This window comes from Maribacter sp. TH_r10 (assembly GCF_033101095.1).
GTDB lineage: Bacteria > Bacteroidota > Bacteroidia > Flavobacteriales > Flavobacteriaceae > Maribacter_A > Maribacter_A luteus.
Genome location: NZ_JAWMPY010000003.1, coordinates 40291 through 60483 on the forward strand (window position 1 = coordinate 40291; position 20193 = coordinate 60483).

A 20193-nucleotide genomic window follows, 5' to 3' on the forward strand; every position below is an offset into this window, starting at 1 on the left:
GAGCATACTATCCTGCTTCTATGGTATATTTACATATATGTACCGTATGCGACATGCATGTCCATTACTTTGCTCTTCTTTTTCATTGGTTATTTTCAACTCCAATCGGTGCTTTTTCCCCGTTAACCCACTGGCTAATGTGTAATACCATGGCAAGTGATGCGACGTACTCCATGGGGTAAATAGATTCAATCTTTGCCACTTCCCCCTATCGATTCGGTAATCAATAATTCCGGCATCTGGCCCCGCCGCAATTGCAATTCCGACGGCATTACCTTCAAAAGTCAATTGTAACGTGCTTCCTGGCGATTCACTGATCAACATAGGTACATTCACATAATTGGGTCGAACGCTTTTGCCGTCATTAGGATTCCAATTGGGATCGATCTTCCATCCCTTTTTTAGTTTGATATCGGAAACATCGATGAAAACACCATTCGCGTATGCAAAAACATCCAAAGGGTTAGGTAATGCATGCGCTTTTATCTTATCATCATTGTCTATATGTCCCACAAATGCCTTATCAAGAAACTGAAGCATTGATCGGGCATAAACCCCTTGACCAAAAGGTGATGGATGAAGGTTTTCAAAGTCCTTTTCCCAGGTAAACTCGCCATGATCGATCCTTTCGGTGACTTCTTTTGCCAAGTTGATGGTCGGAATATCATAATGTTCTGCCACCCGATTATGGTTTTTTATCACCTCAGGCACTTTCCCGGCACGGTAGGTCTTCATTTTATCCGGATCTACAAAATGCATCATCACGATATCCATCATCGGGTTGGATTTGAGTAGATGTCTGACAATACCTTCCATTCCCCTTATTTGCTCTGTTTCGGTTCGTTTATTGGTGGCATCGTTTACAGCCGCCTCTTCAAATAACAAATCGATTTCCCCTTTTGACAACACATCCCTTTCCAATCTAAATGCAGCTGGTGTGGTTCCCATAGAAGGGATTCCGGCCGCTATGAACTCAAATTCGGTTTCAGGGAATCTCGTTTTTAAATACGTATAGATACTATCTCGCCAACCGCCATTATGTGTAATCGACCCACCAAGAAAAGCAACGCGACCTTTTTTATTACGCTCAAACTGAATCCTGCTATTATGAAGGCCATTTCCCATCCGATGGAATTTTGAAGCATCCAACAATTTATTTTCAGTACTATGCCTCATGATAAAATCAACCACCATTTTCGGATTGTCAATATCATAATGGTGCCCATTGGATTTTTGGATACCGGAACTACAAGGTGATACCGTTGCAGTCCCCCCTACATGGATGTAATTTTGAACGAGTAATAATGAATTCTCATCTGGGGGTACAACCCCATCTTTTAAACTAACGGTATGTAAAATCGGCACACCTGCTTTAGCCAGTGCATCCAAATTATCGATTGGGTTGTTTTTATAGGCTTTGGCTTCTGCATCTGAATCGAATCCGTATTCGGTCTTTAAAACTTGCCATTCCTTTTTACTTCCTTTGCTAGCTCCAAAACCTCCGGGCCAACTTTTAAAATCACATACTACCGCATCTCCATAAATACAAGCAACCTTTTCAGCGTTTTGTTTCGCCCAGTTGTAGATGAACAATCCTCCCCGACTATGCCCATGTAAAGCGACCTTGTCCTGCAACCCATAAGTCGTTGTTAGGTAATCGTAAAAACCATTCCAAACTTCTACCGCTTTAGGGCTACCAAATTGGTTATTGGTATTTACATAAGCGATATGAAAACCTTTAGTCAGGAGTACACTGTCTATTTCGGCATGATAATCGGGAAAACGGGCCCGCCATAACCATGGATTTCCGGGTAAAGGTTTTTCCGGACGCGTAAGATGTGCTTCCTTACCATCAAACATGAAATTTATACGTTCAAATCCTTTCCATGTGCCTACAGCCACTTCGTCAACGGTGGATTGCCCATAGCCCATTGATAAAGTGGAAAATATTGTAAAAAGAAATACAAATAAACCTCTATTCTTCATCTATTTTTTTACCATTACCTGAATTACATAATATTAGAATCACCCTATTCTACTGTTTAATTAGTACTGAAATATCATTACTCAATCGCCTTTTTATACAATTCCTCCGTTTTTTTTCTCAGTTTTTTCAATATTTCGAGATGCCCTGGGTCATTCACTAAATTATTCTGTTCCGAAGGGTCATTATCCATATCATACAACTCTTCAATCTTTGGATGGTGTTCGTAGTAAACAATATATTTCCAATGGTCTGTACGCACACCTCTGCTGCGATATGATTTATTCGATGCTATTAGATTCTGATTGATTTCGTCCACGTTACCAGTATACCGATTAGAGAACATTTCCGCTAAAAACAAGTCCTCCATAAACACGGCATCACGCCATACGGACATATCCTGTGTCTTGTTCAAAACACCACTAATGTCATTCCCCTGCATACTTACCGGTATTTCCAGACCTGCCATGGAGACTATCGTAGGTGCCATATCAACTGAAGAAATAAGCGCATCTTCACGCCGTTGACGTTTTGATGCCGACACTCGTCCATCGTATATGATAAGCGGAGCTTTTATCGATTCTTCGTATAACAGACATTTATCAAATAATCCGTGTGAACCTTGAAACCTTCCATTGTCGCTGGTATAGATTATGATCGTATTTTCCAATAGCCCCTTCTCTTTTAATTTTTTTACCAAAAAACCCACCTGTTCATCAACGCTGTACCCTTGGGTCGCGAAACGGCGCACTAGTTTCTGATGCATTTCTGGGGTAGACGATCTTTGGCGGTGCAAGTAGACTCCTCTGGCATTTTCTTTTACCACTTCAGGTAATTCAGGGTTATTGCCTTCTACCCAGTTATTTGGGACCGACATATCGGTATTTCTGAACCGTTCAAAATGCGGCATATACATATCCTTGTCCCTATCGTGCTTCACGGCATAAAAACTCACGGACAGGCAAAATGGTTGATCCGAAGGCTGTGTATCAATAAAACGCATCATGGCCTCTCCGGTCCTTAAAGTCCTTCCCGAATTTTCGCGTCCTCCCCTATATATTTCTTGTAGCCCAAGATCGTTTTCGGGCCAAATCACTAACCCTTTATCATCACGGGTTTCACTTCCCACAAAAAAGTCGAAGACCCCTCCCATATGATCCTTGTAGAAATGTTCTTTCGGTGTACTCGGCCGCATAGCTTCTTCTGTAACCGTAAATCCTACTTTTCCAATAAATCCAGTACGGTATCCCGCATTCTTAAGTAGTGCAGGGTAACTTTTTGCAAAATCCGCTTGGGACAAGGTATAATCGTCAGGAGCAACAAAACCAACCCTATGATTTGAATTATAGCGGCCTATCATCATCGTTACACGACTGGGCATGCAAATGGCCACCGCATAAAAAGCCTTATCAAAAGTAACCCCTTGTGCTGCCAACTTGTCGATATTGGGCGTATTGAACTCGGGTTTGCCATAGCATCCCATATTATCCCAACGTTGGTCGTCGGTCATCAAGAAAATAATATTGGGCGGTGTTGTATTCTTTTCTAGATGTGCTTTCCCAAGAACTGAATTAGATTTACATCCTGCTGCTATCGAAACAAGCATGAACAAAGAAATTACAGCAATTATCTTGGTACTATTCATAACTTATAATCTTAATATTACGTTTTCAAATATCAATTTTCAGGAAACCCCTTAAATAAAGGCGGTATGTTTAATAGCTCCTTCTTATTTGGATTCCAAATTTCCATATCCAAGGGTAATAAGCTACCAAATGGCTTAACATCCAAGGCACCTCCTGCTTACTTCACGCACCAAATCCCATGGTTTTAACTTAATGCGGTGCTCCCTCAATTCAATCTTCAAAAACCTGTTCCAATTTTATATAATCGATTGCCAAATCCCCCTGTGAAGGCTTCCAATTTCTCTTGAATATTCGTACCAGGTTATCACCCTCCTTTAACTCAACAATCCCAAAATCAATTTCACGGAAGACATCGGATTCTGGAAAAACAAACTCTCGATACTGATGGCTATTGATCAATATATCGTGGTTCGATTCACCATCGGGAGAAGCATATCGTACAATAAATCGATATTTTGTCGGTTTTGCGACCTGTGCGAGTATGGAAACATGATCGTAGGGGTTATCAAAATTGGTAACATATCCTTTACCACTATACCCTTCTATCCATGTATCCACAATCACATTGTACAATTCCCCTCCTGCGGCAAAGCCATTCTCGGCTTCAAGAAGGAGGGTGGTTTTGGTACGTTTTGCATTCCCCAAGCCTTTTTTTGAAGGAACAATCGGAATGATATCCCCATTTTTGTCATATTCAAGATAATCTGCCATCACCGACCGGGTTTCACTTAAACCACCGGAAAGCCATGCACTGTGATAGAACATGATATCCTTCCCCTTATAGGTGACCGTACCTCCGTGGTTGGTACCACTCTGCCCTTCAAAATCGTCGATGAACACGTCTTTGAATTCATAGGGGCCCAACGGTTTATCGGCTACAGCATAAAACATTTTTTCGGGCCATCTGCGGGGCGTTAAGCCGGGATAAGTCAAATAATACTTCCCTTGGTACTTATGTACCCACGGGCCTTCGAAAACATGGGTCAATTGGGAAGTCAAATCTACATAGGTCTCCGGTTTAATAGACATTAGGTCCTCATTCAATTCTGCGGCGAAACATTTACGGTCGTGTCCCCAAAACAGGTATGGAGTACCATCATCATCTATAAAAAGTGCAGGGTCTTGACCAAATTCCACCCCCTTAACATATCCGAGATCGGTAAAGGGCCCTTCGGGAACATCACTTCGGGCAATACCCGTTCTAAAGAGTCCGATCCCTGCTTCTTTCATACAATAAATAAGGTAGTATTTTCCCCGGTAATAGGCGGCATCCATGGCCCAAGCATGACTCTCTGCCCACTCTACATTCTCCAAATGCAAAATACGCCCGTAATCTGTCCAGTTTACCAAATCGGTAGTGGAAAATGCATGGTAGCCGGTCATTCCATAATGGTTATTGGAACCGGGTTCATCATGGGAGGTATATACCCATAGGCGATCGTCATTCGGCCAAACATGGGGAGAGGGATCGGCCGTAAACACATGTGTAAAAATCGGGTTTTGCGCATGCGTTGTGATCATGAATAACCCCATGATCAAATAGCTGATGATTTCCCTTTTCCTAATTAGTGATTCCATAATCATATCCTTTTATTTTTTTACCAAAACTATGGTTTGTCCCGCTTGGGTGGCTACATCATACAGGTAGGTATCCTTTACATCAAACCCCTTTAAATGGGCTTCTTCCGAAATGATCGGCGCTTTGATCTTTGGAACTTGATAAAATGGGTTTTCATTGTTTCCTTCGGCACTTTCCAATTTCTTTCCATCGTCGAAATCAAGTTCAGTATAGGAACGGATCCTACAAATGCCTCCTAAATTCGATTTTATCGCCGCCTTAACAACTTCTCCGTCTTTCCATTCCAGGGATTCCAATTCGAATCCCCCACGTGCGCGCAATCCGGTAACCTTCCCATCTTGCCATACATCGGGTAAGGCAGGGATCAAATGAATGGCCCCATCATGACTTTGCAGCAACATTTCCGTTAAACCGGAAGTAAATCCAAAATTACCATCAATTTGGAACGGAGGGTGGGCATCCAGCATGTTGGCATAGGTACCTCCTCCTTTTGAGCCCGGCCTGCCCACCAATTTAATCTGGTCGGTCATCATTTTATAGGCATGGTTGCCATCCAACAAACGCGCCCATTGGTTGATCTTCCAGTTCATACTCCAACCCGTTGAAGGGTCGCCGCGGTAAATCAATACGTTTCTTGTGGCTTCTACCAATTCCGGTGTACGGAAAGGCGAAAATTGATTGGAGGGGTGCATGGCATATAAATGGGAAATATGACGGTGTTTGTCATTCGGACTGTCCCAGTCATTGATCCATTCCTGAATTTGGGCATGCCGACCAATTTGGGTAGGGGCCAATTGAGGAAGGGTGGCTTCGATTTTTCGTATGAGTCCCGCATCGGTGTCCAATACTTTTGCCGCTGCTAACGTTTTCGTCAACATATCAAAAATCAATTGACTGTCCATCGTGGTCGCATAGGCAATGTTCACCATGTTGGGCATATGGGCCGGCCGGTTTTCAGGAGATGTCGATGGTGTAAAAACCAACCACCCATGATCCGGTTCCGGCGTTAAAAAGCTTAGGCAAAACTCAGCAGATCCTTTTAAGGCCGGATATACCTCTTGCAAATAACCCAGATCGCCATTATACAGGTACTTTTCCCACAAATGCTGGCTCAGCCACAACCCACCACTTGGCCACATGCCCCAAGTGGCACCGTCTACCGGACCGCAAATACGCCATAAATCGGTATTGTGATGACATACCCAACCTTCGGCCCCGTACATGACTTTTGCGGTTTCCTGACCGGCTACTGAAAGTTCCTTAACCATTTCAATCAATGGCTCATGCATCTCGGTTAAATTAGTTGCTTCCGCAGGCCAATAATTCATTTCGGTATTTATATTTACGGTGTAGGCACTTTTCCAAGGTGGGAAAAGTTCGTTTGCCCATATCCCTTGCAGGTTGGCTGCCTGCCCACCGGGCCGGGAAGAACAGATCAACAGGTAACGGCCATATTGAAAATAAAGGGCGGCCAAAGCGGGGTCGTTGGCCTGGCTAAACCGTTGAATGCGCACATCGGTTGGATGGTCCATCTCATCGGTTTTGCCCAAATCGAGACTGACCCGGTTAAAATAACTTTGAAAATAAGCCGAATGCCCTGCCTTTAACCGTTGGTAGTCTTTTCGTTCGGCATTGGCCATAAAGGCTACAGCGCGCTTATGCGCATTGCCACTGACATCCCGATAGTTGACAAAATTGGTCGCTATGGAAAGGTACATGATAACACTGTTCGCCCCTTCAACGCTTAAACTGTTTTCCGAAGCCTTCAAAGTGCCCCACTCGGGGACGATTTTCAATCTGGATTCGAACCTCACCTTGCCTTCAATGGGGTGCGCATCCTCGGGGGTCCGTTTACTTTTTCGATCGGAGCCCTTCCCGGTCATCACCAAAACATTATCATTTTCGATACCCACCTCAACCACTGCGGGTTCAGGGCGATCCATCGTAGCGTTGAAACTGATTTTACCTTTTCCATTGGCCGTTAATTTCATGACAATTACATCATCGGGAAAAGAAGTGAAAATTTCACGTCGATATTCTACACCATCAACTGTGTATTTTGTTGTATTAATGGCATTTTCAATATCCAACTCACGGTAATAGTTTGAGTAATTCCCATGATTTGCAAAATCCAACCGTAAATTCCCAACGGTTTCATAGGGCATCCCATGCGATGTTTTCGAGATGATCTTGGCATTGGCCAAGTCATGAGCCTCTTTGTAATCTCCGTCAAACAGCAGTTGGCGTATTTCGGTCAAAATTCCCTTCGCTTCCGGATTGTCATTTCGATGGGGGCCTCCTGCCCAAAGTGTACTTTCATTCAATTGAATATTTTCATTTACAGGGTTCCCAAAAACCATGGCACCCAAACGGCCGTTGCCCAAGGGTAAAGCCTCATTCCAATTGGTAGCGGGAGCATCGTACCAGAGTTTCAAATCAGAGGCCTGATTTGGTGTGGTTTGCGCATTGCCCACACGTGAAACCAATATACATAGGCATAGCGAAAGCAAGGTAAAACCGAATGGGTAAATTGTTTTGTTCATCATATCCACTACTTTCATTTAGTTGTTTCGGTTCGTACAATTTTATCTTTTACAACCTCATACAAGTGTACAGTAACATCCCCCTCCTTTAAATTACCAAGGGTTATGTGATGTTCTCTGCCATCTTTTAGATAAACCACGAATTCGTTGGAGTTTTTGGCTTCTATCTTGGAAATGGCACTTTCCCCTTTATAAGGTTCCAATACATGTAAAAACTCGGTTTCCTTTGCATTCACACGCACACCATAAGTCTTTCTATCCGGGTTATTTCTCATTGTCCGTTGTTTTCCCCCGATAGGATAATCGGCAATCAAGGCACTTGCTTTTTTGGGCCATAGCGTGATTACATCCAACTTGTTCCCTTCTTCATCAAATTCAACTATCGCACCTTTATTCAGGTTATACCATTGGGCATTGGCAAAGTATTTATAAGGCGAATCTTTTTTATGGCTCAAGGTATCCAACAACCTTCCTTTCTTTTTTACCCCTTTAATGGTCTGAAACCCAACAGGGTGAACCAACCAATCGTAGTTATGCTTTTTGTTCGAAGTGATGTAATCCGCTATAACTACATAATCATCCGTGACAATTGATAGTCGTCTTTGCAGAATGGGCTCAAAATCCCCATCATAATCGGTATCGTCCCAAGGCGGAAATTTTTCAGCATTCCACGTAGGGATCTTTCGCCATCGCGCCTTTGTTTCCACTACGGTAGCCTGCATCATTTCTCCTTTATAAAACAGCGTTTGCTTTGAAGGCACGGCTTCTTGTTGCAACCCATCCACGATGACCATGTTATGGGTGGCCGATGTCTGTACACATTCTTTATAGCCAGGGTTACCGTACCCAAACCAAACCATTTCAGCACCAAAATATTTATGCCCATTGCGGTCGAGCCCAATCATATTGGTTCTGTCGAAATGCCCATGCCAACCACCATGGGTTCCGTATTTAAAATACGCTTGAATTTGTTCTTCCGGGGTATTATTATTTGCATGAGATCTCAAGGCGACCAATCCCACATTCGGGGCAAATGCCGAAGCTGTTCTTGGATCCCCGACTTCAGGTAACTCTGGAACCCCATACATCAAAGACACCCATGAATCCCTTTTGGTTTTGCTTAAAACCCAAGCTAAATCGTTTAACTTGTAGGCCCTATAGGCCAATTCATAAAACGGATCAGGGGTTTTTAAATTGGAATCATTGGTGGCCACCACATTGGCATTTTCATCCATAAACGGAATGTATGGCGTAACCATATCCTCCAATCCGATCGTATTCTTGGTTACAGGTCCCCAGTTATCGAACTTCATACCTGTAAAACCTTCCCTAACGTTTTCAAAATCCTTACTTTTGAATTTTACGGGAAAACGTCTATGGTATAAATCCCATCCATAATTTTGGAATGCCTGGGCTACCAAACTATAACGTTGCACCACCAAATAGCAATAATTTGCAGTTCCTTCAAACCACCAACCATCATCCATAACCCCTTTTCCTATTTGGTCTGCCATTCCTCCATCGGCCTCGGTCAAATATTCCACCTCGGCTACATCTTGCAAAAACAATGCGGATAGGATCGCACCTGCATTGGCACTTGCTTGGTGATTCATAATGCCTAAAGGATCCATATGCTTTCGGTTCAATTCCAAATAATACCGAAAGGTTGCTTCTATATTTTCCCTGTCCTCAGCCGAGAATTCCGGTTCATTGAAGAGTATATCACAGGCTGCCGCCAAGTGCAAAAAGAAATTACCTTCATGAACTTGTACCCCATAGGTAGCAGCACCTATTGAAAGGTAGCCTTCATCCTTATCGCAAACCTCCTTGATAAATCGTATTGCTTTTTCTTTATAGCTCTCCTTTCCTGTTAATTTCCATGCCAGACACAATCGAAATACTTCTTCACTATCATTGGGCCTGTAATTAAAACTAGACCAGACTTTTACAGGTCTGGGTTTGGTGACAATTTTTCTTTCAGGGACTTTATAAACATCCAGTTCCTTAAGCATGGCATCTAAATTGGCTTTTGCCCAAGGGTAGTTTTTCACTTTCTCCTTAGTTTCGTTGATAATATCATTGGTAACCAATAAAAAAGGATGCTCTTTTGCCCTAACCGAGATAAATTCAAACGTTTCAACACGGTTTCCCAATTCATTTTCAATGGTGATAAAACAGGATTCTTTTCCGCCTTTTGGCATTCTATCACTAATGATAACCTGAAGTTTCCCGGAATAACTTTCCTGTGGCTTAAGGGTGACAATGCTATCCGATAGCATATATTGACATGCCAAGGTTCTTGGGTCATTTATTTTTAAATGAAAAATTTCCGCTACTTGATTCTCGTTTTTTATTTCGAAACCATAGTGAATGGTATCATTGGCCTTGGCCGATTTAGATTGGATGGTATACGTTACCTGTGCTCTTGGGGACTCTTTTGCAATACCCCAAAAGGTTGTCAACCCCATTAAAATCAGTAGATATTTTTTTATTTCAATCATTTAAGTTCTATTCCGTTCTGTTTTTACCATCATTACTTTTGAAAATGCTGTTGTATTAATGCGGAAAGCACGGCAGGATAATTTTGCCCGGTAACGGTACCTCTGTTTTTAGTTCCGGCCCCATGGGTAATCGAATCACCGAAACAGACCAACTTTTGACCCTTTTTCAATAGGGCGTTCATTTTCAAATAATCAAAAACCGTTTCAGCTATAAATCGATATCCTAGCGCCGTAGGATGAACCCCATCCTTGGCACCACTATTTCGCTCATTCCTAAAAAACAGATCCACGTTGTGTTCGGGCAGTCCCATATCACTGAAGATTTGGAAAAGATCAATACACCCTAAACCGTCTTTTCGGGCCAGTTTCTTGATAATTTGCCGCGTGGAATCCATTTTTACATTGGGTATTTCCCGATAAGCGTTTCTGTCGTGTCTTTGAAATAAATACATCGAATCAACGGGAGGGGGGGTCATTAAAACCACCTCTGCCCCCTTAACTTTTATTCTTTGAATGATTTCCTCCAAATTGTGCGCATAGTTTCTATAGTAAATCATTTTTTTGGAATTCAACATATCGTTGGTTCCTACCATTACAATAACCAGATCGGGATTATGTCGTAGCACATCGGCATCCAATCGTTCCAATAGATTTTTGGTATTGTTACCACCTATACCCGCATTGAATACCTGCGCATTAGTGGTTTTAGGTCCAAGCATGGTTAGTATCAAAAGCAAGCAATTTAGGCCTTGTTTCATTTTTCGGTATTTTCCGGTGCCTTATATTCCAAAATCTGACCATCTTCCCTAAGTTGCTTGTCCAAGGCCTCAAAAGGAACATCGTACAGGCTAATCTCCGCATCAAGCGCCATTGCCGCTAGAGTCCCTGCACTTTGTCCCAATATCATGAATACGGGCTCCATTCTAATGGAACCAAAGGCAATATGTGAACTGGAAACCGCTGCCGGGACCAAGAGGTTCTTACACTCTTCCTTTTTGGGCATAATGATGCCCAGGTGAATCTGATACGGCCCTGGTGGCTCTACCCCCAAATCACCTTCGTTCTGTACAAATCCCTCTTTGGTGATGTAACGTTGTGTATTGTGGGAGTCCATGGTATATGATCCCATCCCAATAGGCTTATCGACCTTGTTCTTTCCCAATATCTCATTCTCCGTCATGACGAATTCCCCTAGCATCCGCCTAGCTTCACGTACATAAATTTGATAAGGCCAGTGGCCGTTATCAACGAACTCATCTTTGGCAAGTCCCCACTTTTTAAAATCCTCACGCAGTTCTTTAGGCACGCTTTCATCATTACCCCAAAACCAAAGGAGACCTTTATGGTAATTGATATGCTCTTCCAGGATTTCTTTTCTCTTATCATAAGATGCTTCCGGGTATTCATAGTTCATCCCAATATTATCAGAACTAAACGGCCCCACGTTATTGACGTCCCGCTTTTTATTGGGTATTTTCCCACCACCGAACATGGAATGTCTTCCTCCCCTGAAAACACGTCTTAATAACTCATATTCGGCAGGGTCGTAGTTTTCGGGTTTCTCGAAAGGGACTACATTACCTTCTGCATTGGTCGTACATAATCTATAGTTATATGCCTGAACCCGATGATCACCTTCTCCATTTTCACCAGGATCTTCCGTTGATATGCGGGGAAGCACCCCACTGGTAGAGTCTCCAGGAATAACATAAGGACTAATATTCAATTGCTGAAAATTGTGACTGTGGTGATACTCTCCTTTCTGAACCCCGTTCCATTCTTCGCCATAAACACTATTCGCTTCCCTACCCACGTGATAGCTTACCCCGGCCGCAGCCATTAAGTCGCCTTCGTAAGTGGCATCTACAAATATTTTTGCCTTATAGGTGGTACCATCCAACATGGTAATCGAAGTGATTTTCCCATTTGATGTCTTAACCCCGTTTTCCCTATCCAACCATTTATCGCGTATTACTTTAATATTGTGCTCTTTAACGAAATTTTCAAATATCTGTTCCGCAACATGGGGTTCAAAAGTCCACATGGTTTTATATTCATCATCAATGGCGGTGGTACCTTGGCCTACATTACCATATTCATCTTTCGGCTGCCATCTCCATGCCTCCTCATTTTGATAATGTTTGTATACTTCTTCATAGAATTCTTTTGAAATACCGCCAATAACGCTTTTATTCCCTAGATCGGTGAATCCCAATCCACTAGCCGACAATCCTCCGATATGCTTATCAGGGCAGACAATCAATACCGATTTGTCCATTCGCACCAATTGAACGGCCGTCGAGATAGCGGCGGAAGTCCCCCCGTAAATAACAACGTCGGCATCAATAGTATCTTGTTTTTTTGTTGATGTACATGCTGTAAGCATTGCGCACAATATCAAGATGAAAATGTGTTTTGGTTTACATTGTAATTTTGATTGGTTGATTCTTTTTTTCATATTTATTAGCTTGGATTTAATGATATGGCGTAAACCTAACAGTTATACTCCCTGAACGTAAAGGAGCAACATAATCTATTCCAATGCGGTATGCAGTCTTACCACTTCTCAAATGTTTTACAGGGACTATTTCCGGTAAGATTCCCACAACTTCACCTTCAGCCATTATTTCAACCTTTATCTGCTGATTTTCAGTAGTAATAAGTATCGTATGGTCATCAAGAACTTCATAAGCATCCGAAACCATAACAGCCGTGCCGAAGGTCATGGGTTCGGATGCATTGAAACTGTCCGTGATAGTAATGGTTCCTTTTCCCTTTTTGTTGTTGACCAAGGTTCGTTCCAACTTCTGCAACCCCTCTACTTCATAGGCACGTCGTATGTCCATGATTACCTTATCCTGATCTATGCTGAATTCCGTTTCGGTAATCTTACCTGAAAATTCATTGCCATTGGATTGCAGTGACCCGGCCACTCTCGGTACCGGATGCCCCCAAGAACTACGGGCCTTATTATCTGGCGAAAAGGCACCTGCGGTATACGATGGCGCCCCGATATCCCCTGATATCAAATCGTTGTCGTAGACCAAAACATACGTACCTACATCGCTATGATTGTGATTTTCCGCATTATGTCCGGCCTTAACGGCAATAGAAAAGGGTTCTTGTTGTTTCCCCCTCGAAATCACCATACCAAAATCATCGAAATAGGAATGATCGGGTAATTCCGTTTTTCGTTCAATAAGATTTTCCTCAGGGGTAAAAGCTTTCGGATGTGCCCAGGCGACCAACTGTTCCGCAGCTTCTTCCATTCTAAACTCGGATGGCTTTATGGCCCCATAGTACATGGCGGAAAGCACATTGGCAAAATTGCTCCCTTTTTTTGATATCGTTGATACTCCGTCTGAAAAGGGGGCACACCTTTCGTTCTGTATTTCGAACTTTTCCGGAAAATTCCCAACGTTCTTTAGTTTTTCCGGATTATCGGCTGCAAATAAATTGATTTTACCCCCGGTATAATCATATAAAATCTGAGCCAAATACAGGTAATGTCCAAAACCGTATCCCCAATAACCCAATCCTTCGGAGCAATACCCATCCTCCCCGAAGCCACTGAGATAATATTTCATGCTATTCAAGGCACTACCCACGGCAGCTAGTCGTTCTTCCTCCTTATCGGAAGTTGCGATTGTAGTGAATATGGTGCCACTGGTACAAACGGAATTCCAGTTACTGGTACTTTTGATCCACTTATTGTTTTCATCCAAAATGGAGCAACTTTTTAGGTAAGTATCCACGATACGCCACTGAAGCTGCCCTGCAATTTCCTTCCTCAACGTATCACTGAGTTTATCCCTTAATAATACCTCGGCCATTGCCAGTACCATTCCGAATTTTCTGGCCCCTAAATCAATGGAGACACGCCTACCTTCAAGCACACCGTTGTCTTTATCGTCATGGTTCGGGTGCAGCCATGACTTCATTTCCATGATCGCTTGGATATATACCTTGATCTGCGGTAAAAAACGGCCTTTGTTTTCCAAACACTCCCCCAAAATAAAATGTTCGAGCCTATCCATGGTACGGTAATACCTTGGTTTGTATATGCCTCGGTTTCCTTCAAGATTGGCCCTTCTATAAATTTCATCGGTAATGGGCACTTCCGGTTGTTTGTCCAACACTTCAAGAGCTTCTTTTAAATACGCTTGGCCCGATGTACTGTTCGCAATTTTTTCCCAATACTCCCTGTTGGAAATAGCCGGTGCAGGTTGAAAGGGATGTTTGGGCATTACGGCTTTTAGCATCTCCATTTGCTTTGCCGAAGGATAAATTTTATCGCCATCGACATATTTGAGATATTCCCCAATATCCAAGGTATCAGTCTTTTGGTTTTCGTATCCAAAAGCGAAGGCAAAACTCAGCAAAAACCCGAAACTGATTAAAGACTTTATTTTTTTCCGAATATTCATTCTTGAAGCTTTCATTTAATACTGAAGCAATATATTTATTCCAAAGGGTATAGGTTTTAAATCATAGCCCATGGATTATAAATTATAACCATTATCGTCATTAATGGCCAAAACCTGAACAATTTATAGGATGATTGTACCAATGCAAAAGGTCCATTGGCCAAAAATGCCCTAGCCTTACCATCAGCATTGGGTAGCGATAAAAAAACCCCACTTTAATAAGCGGGGCTTTAGTTAGTATGACTTAGGTTCCAAAATGTCGGTATTATGCTCACGACAATTAAAAAGGGCATGTGTCAACCATAAAATGGGACCATGACATTCTCACCGATGGTACTGATGCTATTATTCTATAGATCGATAAGGCCCCACACCAAACTGCTTTTCTTCCTTATCACTTTTAAGCGTAACCGGGACTTCGTTGTGCAGATACAATTCCCCATTTTTGCGCTCAATAACAACATTCCCTTTTTCTGCGGCCTTAACCGAGAATCCATTGGTTTCCATCTTAGTCCCGTTGCCCATGAAAAGGATGAAATCCCCATTTTTTTGATTCCCGACCAATGCATATACTGCATCTGTAACAGTGCCTTTATATTTTGCCGTTTGATTCTGGGTCGATGAGAAAACCAAATCTTCCCTTCCTGATTTATGCTTTATGTGCAATCCAATGAAATCACTACTGCCATTTTCATCATCAAAGGACTTGATACTAACAATACTTTTCCCTTCACTGGCCGTAAACGGCTCGTATACCGATACAAAAGGATGCTCCCAAGCTTCCCCATGCTGCCTTGCCGCCAAGGTCAAATAAGGTGCCTTATCCACTTCGTAAGGCAAGCCATGATCACCTTTAAAAGCTTTGTTCGGTGGCGATTTTATGGAGAATACCTCCCGCCCCTCGGTGCCTTTCATCCATAGGTTCATATAGACATCGTCTTCCCCATCAGGCATATCGATCTTCCATTCGGCCTGATAGTCGTTCTGGGTACGCACCGACTTTTTATCCCACATATAATCAAAGGCATATAAATGTCCGCCCGCAAAGCCCATTTCCTCACTGGGCGTGAGTATTAGCGGATTTCCATTCGTGTCACTTATTTGCATACTTTGTCCTAGATTGTGATAGAAATAATCGTGGAATTTATCTCCTTTGCGTTGTTTTTTGGAACGGAAAATATCGACATAATACCCCATAGCCTCCCCGGTTTTTACGATACTCACCAATCGGGTTTGATCGCTTTGGGTCTCGGGTTCCAAAAAGTAAACATCGGAATACGTAATGTCTTTATAAAAACCTTGTTTTTTCTCTGACTTCGGGTATTGTCCCATTAGATCAAAGGCATGGTAGCTCAACATCTCGGTATAAGAGGAAACCCCATCGACCATGACGGTATTATGTGCAGGAAACTGAGAGTAAAACTCAAGATATATGGGTTGAAGATAGCCCGCTCCCTTACCCGGATCGGCACCTTGTACAAAACCTTTGCCGTACAGTTCCATATTGATGCCGTTGGCGTGCATGTGGTTACCGAGCGATGCGTTCAACGAAACCATCATTCCGTCTTTTCCTGTCCCCATTCGCTGTACATGCCAACTTACATTCGGTGCATAAAAGGTTTGGGTAATATAATCCTGTATATCTCCCTTTTTATATTTGGGATTCAATTCCAAGGGTTTGCTTGCAAAAAATGAAGAAATTTTCGCCTTTACCTTTCTCCCTTTTTCCGAACCTTCCTTATTTTGGTCAAATAACCGATACATACCGGTAAACTCTTCTTCGAGCTCCTTGTCATTGTTTTTTTGTGCAATACGAATCATATCGCTCATTGCTTCCGGATTCAGTGGTCCATAGTTGGAATCCCCAAATGCAACAGTCTGTCCGTTGGGAAATAAATATTGCGGAAGCATTTTAACCGCTTTGGGCATTACCGGGGTATAGGGTAAAAGATTATGATCGAACGTGTTGTCAAAATCCCTGATAAAATTGGTCAGGTCTTTGGTAACCCCTTGTGAGTAACCCGGACATTCCGCCCAAACCCCATTGGTTTCATCATAACCGTACTCTATAAATTTAGTAAGTGACCATTGTCTTGCCGAAGTAACGTTCAGGATATAATCGATATAATATTCGCGCCCTTTCCCATCTTCATATGCATCATTGTCACGCAGCACCATGGCCGCTTTTAGTATGACCTTTGCTTGATGAAGGTTCCAATTGTTTTGGGGTACACCATTTTTAATAATTTGGTCCGTCCACCTTTTAATGGTGTTGTCGTACATTTCGATTTCATCATTATGTTTCGCTTCAATGTAAGGATGCAAAAAATCATAAAGCTCTGCATTGTCCCGAAGAACACCTTCATGGATCACTTGAAAATTTGTAAACCCAACCAGAGTTTGAATATGGCCATTCAATAAATCGATAGGTTCGCTACGATACGACATGCCTTCCATATAGGTATGGAATATATCATATGATAATTTAGCAAAACGCTCATCATTCTCTAACCAATAGATAAAGGCAGCATCCCTAGCCAGGCCTATAATTTCTTCATTTATAGAATAGATAATACGCCCTGTTTTGGAAATTTCGACCCATTCAAAAGGGTTGCCTTCCTTACTCCTATTCGGTAAATATAGTCCACGGGGGTCATCCATATAAGGTAACACCTCTTCAAGTTTAGGTTTGCCATAAGGTGTCGTATAATCCCTTGAACCCACAAAGCGAACGGTAGGTACGGGTGCTTCCCCATCGGCATGGGAATAATTTATACCATTCACATAAATATTGGTCGACTTGGTCTTCCAATACATCTGTAAACGGGATACGATCCATTCCGGGTCGTCGACATGGCGTTCCACATACGCATCAATGCGCTTATGTATTCCGGCTAGGACTTCTTGGGCCCAAGCTTCCTTTTTTATCGTTTTTTGCAGGGCTTTTTTACCATCTTGGGTAATGTACAATCGAGGATACCCTTCCTCCTGATTTTCAGGAAGCGGAATATGGCTTTCAGATTGTGCTATGGTGAAAAAACCTGTTAGACAAAACAGTAGTAGTAATAGTCCATTTATGTTTTTTATAATCCCTTGCATTCTACCACTATTTTTGTTTTAACGCTTCTTTTATCGCTTCCTTAACCAAAGGTTCCATAACCGCATAACCATCTAGATTTGGATGCACCGTATCCCTACCATATTCCTTTTTCAATCCTTTTTCTTCATTGACCATGGGTGAATAATAATCTAAATACACTATATGGTTCTTTTTGGCGTAAGCTTTAATCAGTGCATTCAGTTCATTGATTTTTTCTATAGGTTCTATGGAAGGGCTCCATGAATAACTACTGGCGGGAAGCAAGGAAGCTAAAACCACTTTTATATTATTCGCTTTGGCCAATTCTGCCATTGAAAAAATATTATCTGCAATCTCGGGAACGGTAATAGGGCCTCTATTTCCTGCAATATCATTGGTACCTGCGTGAATAACGACAACTTCCGGGTTCAAATTGACCACATCGGGTTTAAACCTCACTAACATTTGTGAGGAAGTTTGCCCACTGATTCCACGACCTATATAATTGTTTTCAGTAAAAAATTCGCCATGGAACATCACCCATTTTTCGGTGATGGAGTTTCCCATAAAAACTACCCTATTTTCTTTCTTTCCAGGTGCTTTTAGTTCTTTATTCGCTTTTTTGTACCGTTTAAGATTGGCCCAATCTTCATTGGGCATCAATTGGATTTTAACAACTGAAACCTGAGCATCAGGGGCTTTCTCAGGTAATAAAACCGTTAATTCACCATCGATTAATCTTATTTTTATTTTCTTATCCGGCTCTGTAAGCAACCTTGCCTCCCTTGGTCTAATCGCCCTGTCTATAACCAATTTGCCATCTTCTGGCCACTTAATGACATGTGCCAATAAAAATCCTTCTTCTCCCTCCGTATACGCTCCCCATTCAGGTTTTTCATAAGGTATTGTTTGGGAAAACCCAATACCAATATTTAAAATGCAAACAATTGTAAAAATGACCAGTTTCCTAAAAACATTCATCTTTTTCCGTGGTTATAAATTATTTTGATATAAACGGACAAACAATTCAAAGACCGTCTGTCCGTTCATTCCTTTTATTAATTTGCCAATTCGATTTTTACAACGGAAACTGTAGCGTCCGGGGCCAACACGGGCACGTCAACCAATACTTCCCTTGATGTTGCCAAGGTCTCCAATTCGTTATTGGGATCCGTCAATAAAGTCGCCTTTTTGACCTTTATATCTTTGTGTAGTTTTAAAGTCCCTGTTTCAGGCCAATCGAAAACATGAGCATAAATAACATTTCCTTTTTTGGTATAACGGCCCCACTTTGGTTTTTCATACGGACTGGCAGAAGCCCCGTAAATAGCTTCCCCATTTTTTTTCGTCCACTCTCCCATAGCCTTTAAACGACGAATACTTTCTGAAGGGAACCTTCCAAAACCATCAGGACCGATGTTCAAAAGGAAATTACCTCCTTTAGATACGATATCAACCAACTTTTCAATTAAATCCTCACTACTTTTCCATTTGTTATCGGATGGTTTGTACCCCCAAGAACCGTTCATGGTCATACATGCCTCCCAGTCAGAATCGATACCCGTATCGGGTATTTCCTGTTCCGGGGTGCCAAAATCGCCTGCAAACTCCCCTTCCTTATCCATACCTTCCATTCCATTCCTACCCTTATCAACCCTATTGTTCACAATAATGTTCGGTTGGATTTTACGAATAAATTTATAAAGGTCTTTCCCCATTTCCGTAGTATAATCCGAAATCCAATCGCCATCAAACCAAACGACACCAACATCCCCATAATTCGTCAACAACTCTTCTATTTGGGGTTTCATATAGTTTTTATAATATTTAGGGAATTCCGGGTTAACGACCGATGGATCATCATGCTGTGAAATATTGTAGTTAGGATACAAATTACCCTGTGCCTGTGGATGGTGCCAATCAACGATTGAATAGTAAAAACAAAACTTAATGCCTTGTTTTTTACATGCTTCCGATAATTCTTTTATTATATCGCGCTTAAAAGGGGATTTATCCATTACATCATAATCGGACACTTTGGAATCCCATAATCCAAAACCTTCGTGGTGTTTGGAGGTAATTACGATATACTTCATTCCCGCATCCTTGGCCATGGTTACCCAAGCATCCGCATCGAACATTACAGGATTGAACATTTCAGGAAACTTCTCGTATTCCTCAATGGTATAATCCAGTTTATCCATGGCCCACTCGGCACCTCCACCGGCGATTTTCGTACCACGTTCCCCCCCGATTATGGAGTATGCCCCCCAATGGATGAACATACCGAATTTGGAGTCTCGCCACCATTCCATACGCTGATCGTCATTTAATTTTAAATCCTTTTTCCCTTGGGAATAAACGTTGCCAAATGTCAGCAGGGCAACAATTGCATACAATACCGGTTTAATTATTATTTTCATAGTTTCTTGTT

Annotated in this window: 11 protein-coding genes; all 11 read right to left on the reverse strand. The window is 42.1% G+C overall.

What is annotated here, in order from left to right; translation table 11 throughout:
• Positions 1 to 18: 18 nt before the first annotated feature.
• A complete protein-coding gene (locus tag R3X28_RS09620; RefSeq protein WP_317664111.1) occupies positions 19 to 1986 on the reverse strand; it encodes a GDSL-type esterase/lipase family protein in 1968 nt (655 codons plus the stop codon).
• A 77-nt stretch (positions 1987 to 2063) separates the two neighbouring features.
• Positions 2064 to 3629: a sulfatase-like hydrolase/transferase gene (locus R3X28_RS09625; RefSeq protein WP_317664112.1), complete on the reverse strand. Its 1566-nt coding sequence runs from the start codon at positions 3627 to 3629 to the stop codon at positions 2064 to 2066.
• 211 nt (positions 3630 to 3840) lie between these two features.
• Entirely contained in the window at positions 3841 to 5208 is a 1368-nt protein-coding gene (locus tag R3X28_RS09630; RefSeq protein WP_317664113.1) for a family 43 glycosylhydrolase, read from the reverse strand.
• A gap of 12 nt (positions 5209 to 5220) precedes the next feature.
• On the reverse strand, positions 5221 to 7770 hold the full coding sequence (locus R3X28_RS09635) for a glycoside hydrolase family 95 protein (RefSeq protein ID WP_317664114.1): 2550 nt from the start codon (positions 7768 to 7770) through the stop codon (positions 5221 to 5223).
• Positions 7767 to 10253 carry an alginate lyase family protein gene (locus R3X28_RS09640; protein ID WP_317664115.1) on the reverse strand — a complete coding sequence of 829 codons (2487 nt, stop codon included), beginning with the start codon at positions 10251 to 10253 and terminating at the stop codon, positions 7767 to 7769. Before R3X28_RS09640 ends, R3X28_RS09635 begins: the two co-directional genes overlap by 4 nt.
• Before the next feature lie 32 nt (positions 10254 to 10285).
• The gene (locus R3X28_RS09645) at positions 10286 to 11011 is read right to left on the reverse strand and encodes a GDSL-type esterase/lipase family protein (RefSeq protein WP_317664116.1); all 726 of its coding nucleotides are present in this window, start codon (positions 11009 to 11011) and stop codon (positions 10286 to 10288) included.
• Positions 11008 to 12711, reverse strand: coding sequence for an FAD-dependent oxidoreductase (locus tag R3X28_RS09650; RefSeq protein ID WP_218944454.1), 1704 nt, complete (start codon positions 12709 to 12711; stop codon positions 11008 to 11010). Before R3X28_RS09650 ends, R3X28_RS09645 begins: the two co-directional genes overlap by 4 nt.
• 16 nt (positions 12712 to 12727) lie before the next feature.
• Positions 12728 to 14680 (reverse strand): heparinase II/III family protein, encoded by a 1953-nt coding sequence (locus tag R3X28_RS09655; RefSeq protein ID WP_317664117.1) that lies wholly within the window; start codon positions 14678 to 14680, stop codon positions 12728 to 12730.
• Positions 14681 to 15025: 345 nt separating this feature from the next.
• Positions 15026 to 17779 carry a six-hairpin glycosidase gene (locus tag R3X28_RS09660; RefSeq protein WP_317664118.1) on the reverse strand — a complete coding sequence of 918 codons (2754 nt, stop codon included), beginning with the start codon at positions 17777 to 17779 and terminating at the stop codon, positions 15026 to 15028.
• A gap of 7 nt (positions 17780 to 17786) precedes the next feature.
• Entirely contained in the window at positions 17787 to 18740 is a 954-nt protein-coding gene (locus R3X28_RS09665; protein ID WP_317664119.1) for an SGNH/GDSL hydrolase family protein, read from the reverse strand.
• A gap of 77 nt (positions 18741 to 18817) precedes the next feature.
• Positions 18818 to 20182, reverse strand: coding sequence for an alpha-L-fucosidase (locus R3X28_RS09670; RefSeq protein ID WP_317664120.1), 1365 nt, complete (start codon positions 20180 to 20182; stop codon positions 18818 to 18820).
• Between the last annotated feature and the right edge of the window lie 11 nt (positions 20183 to 20193).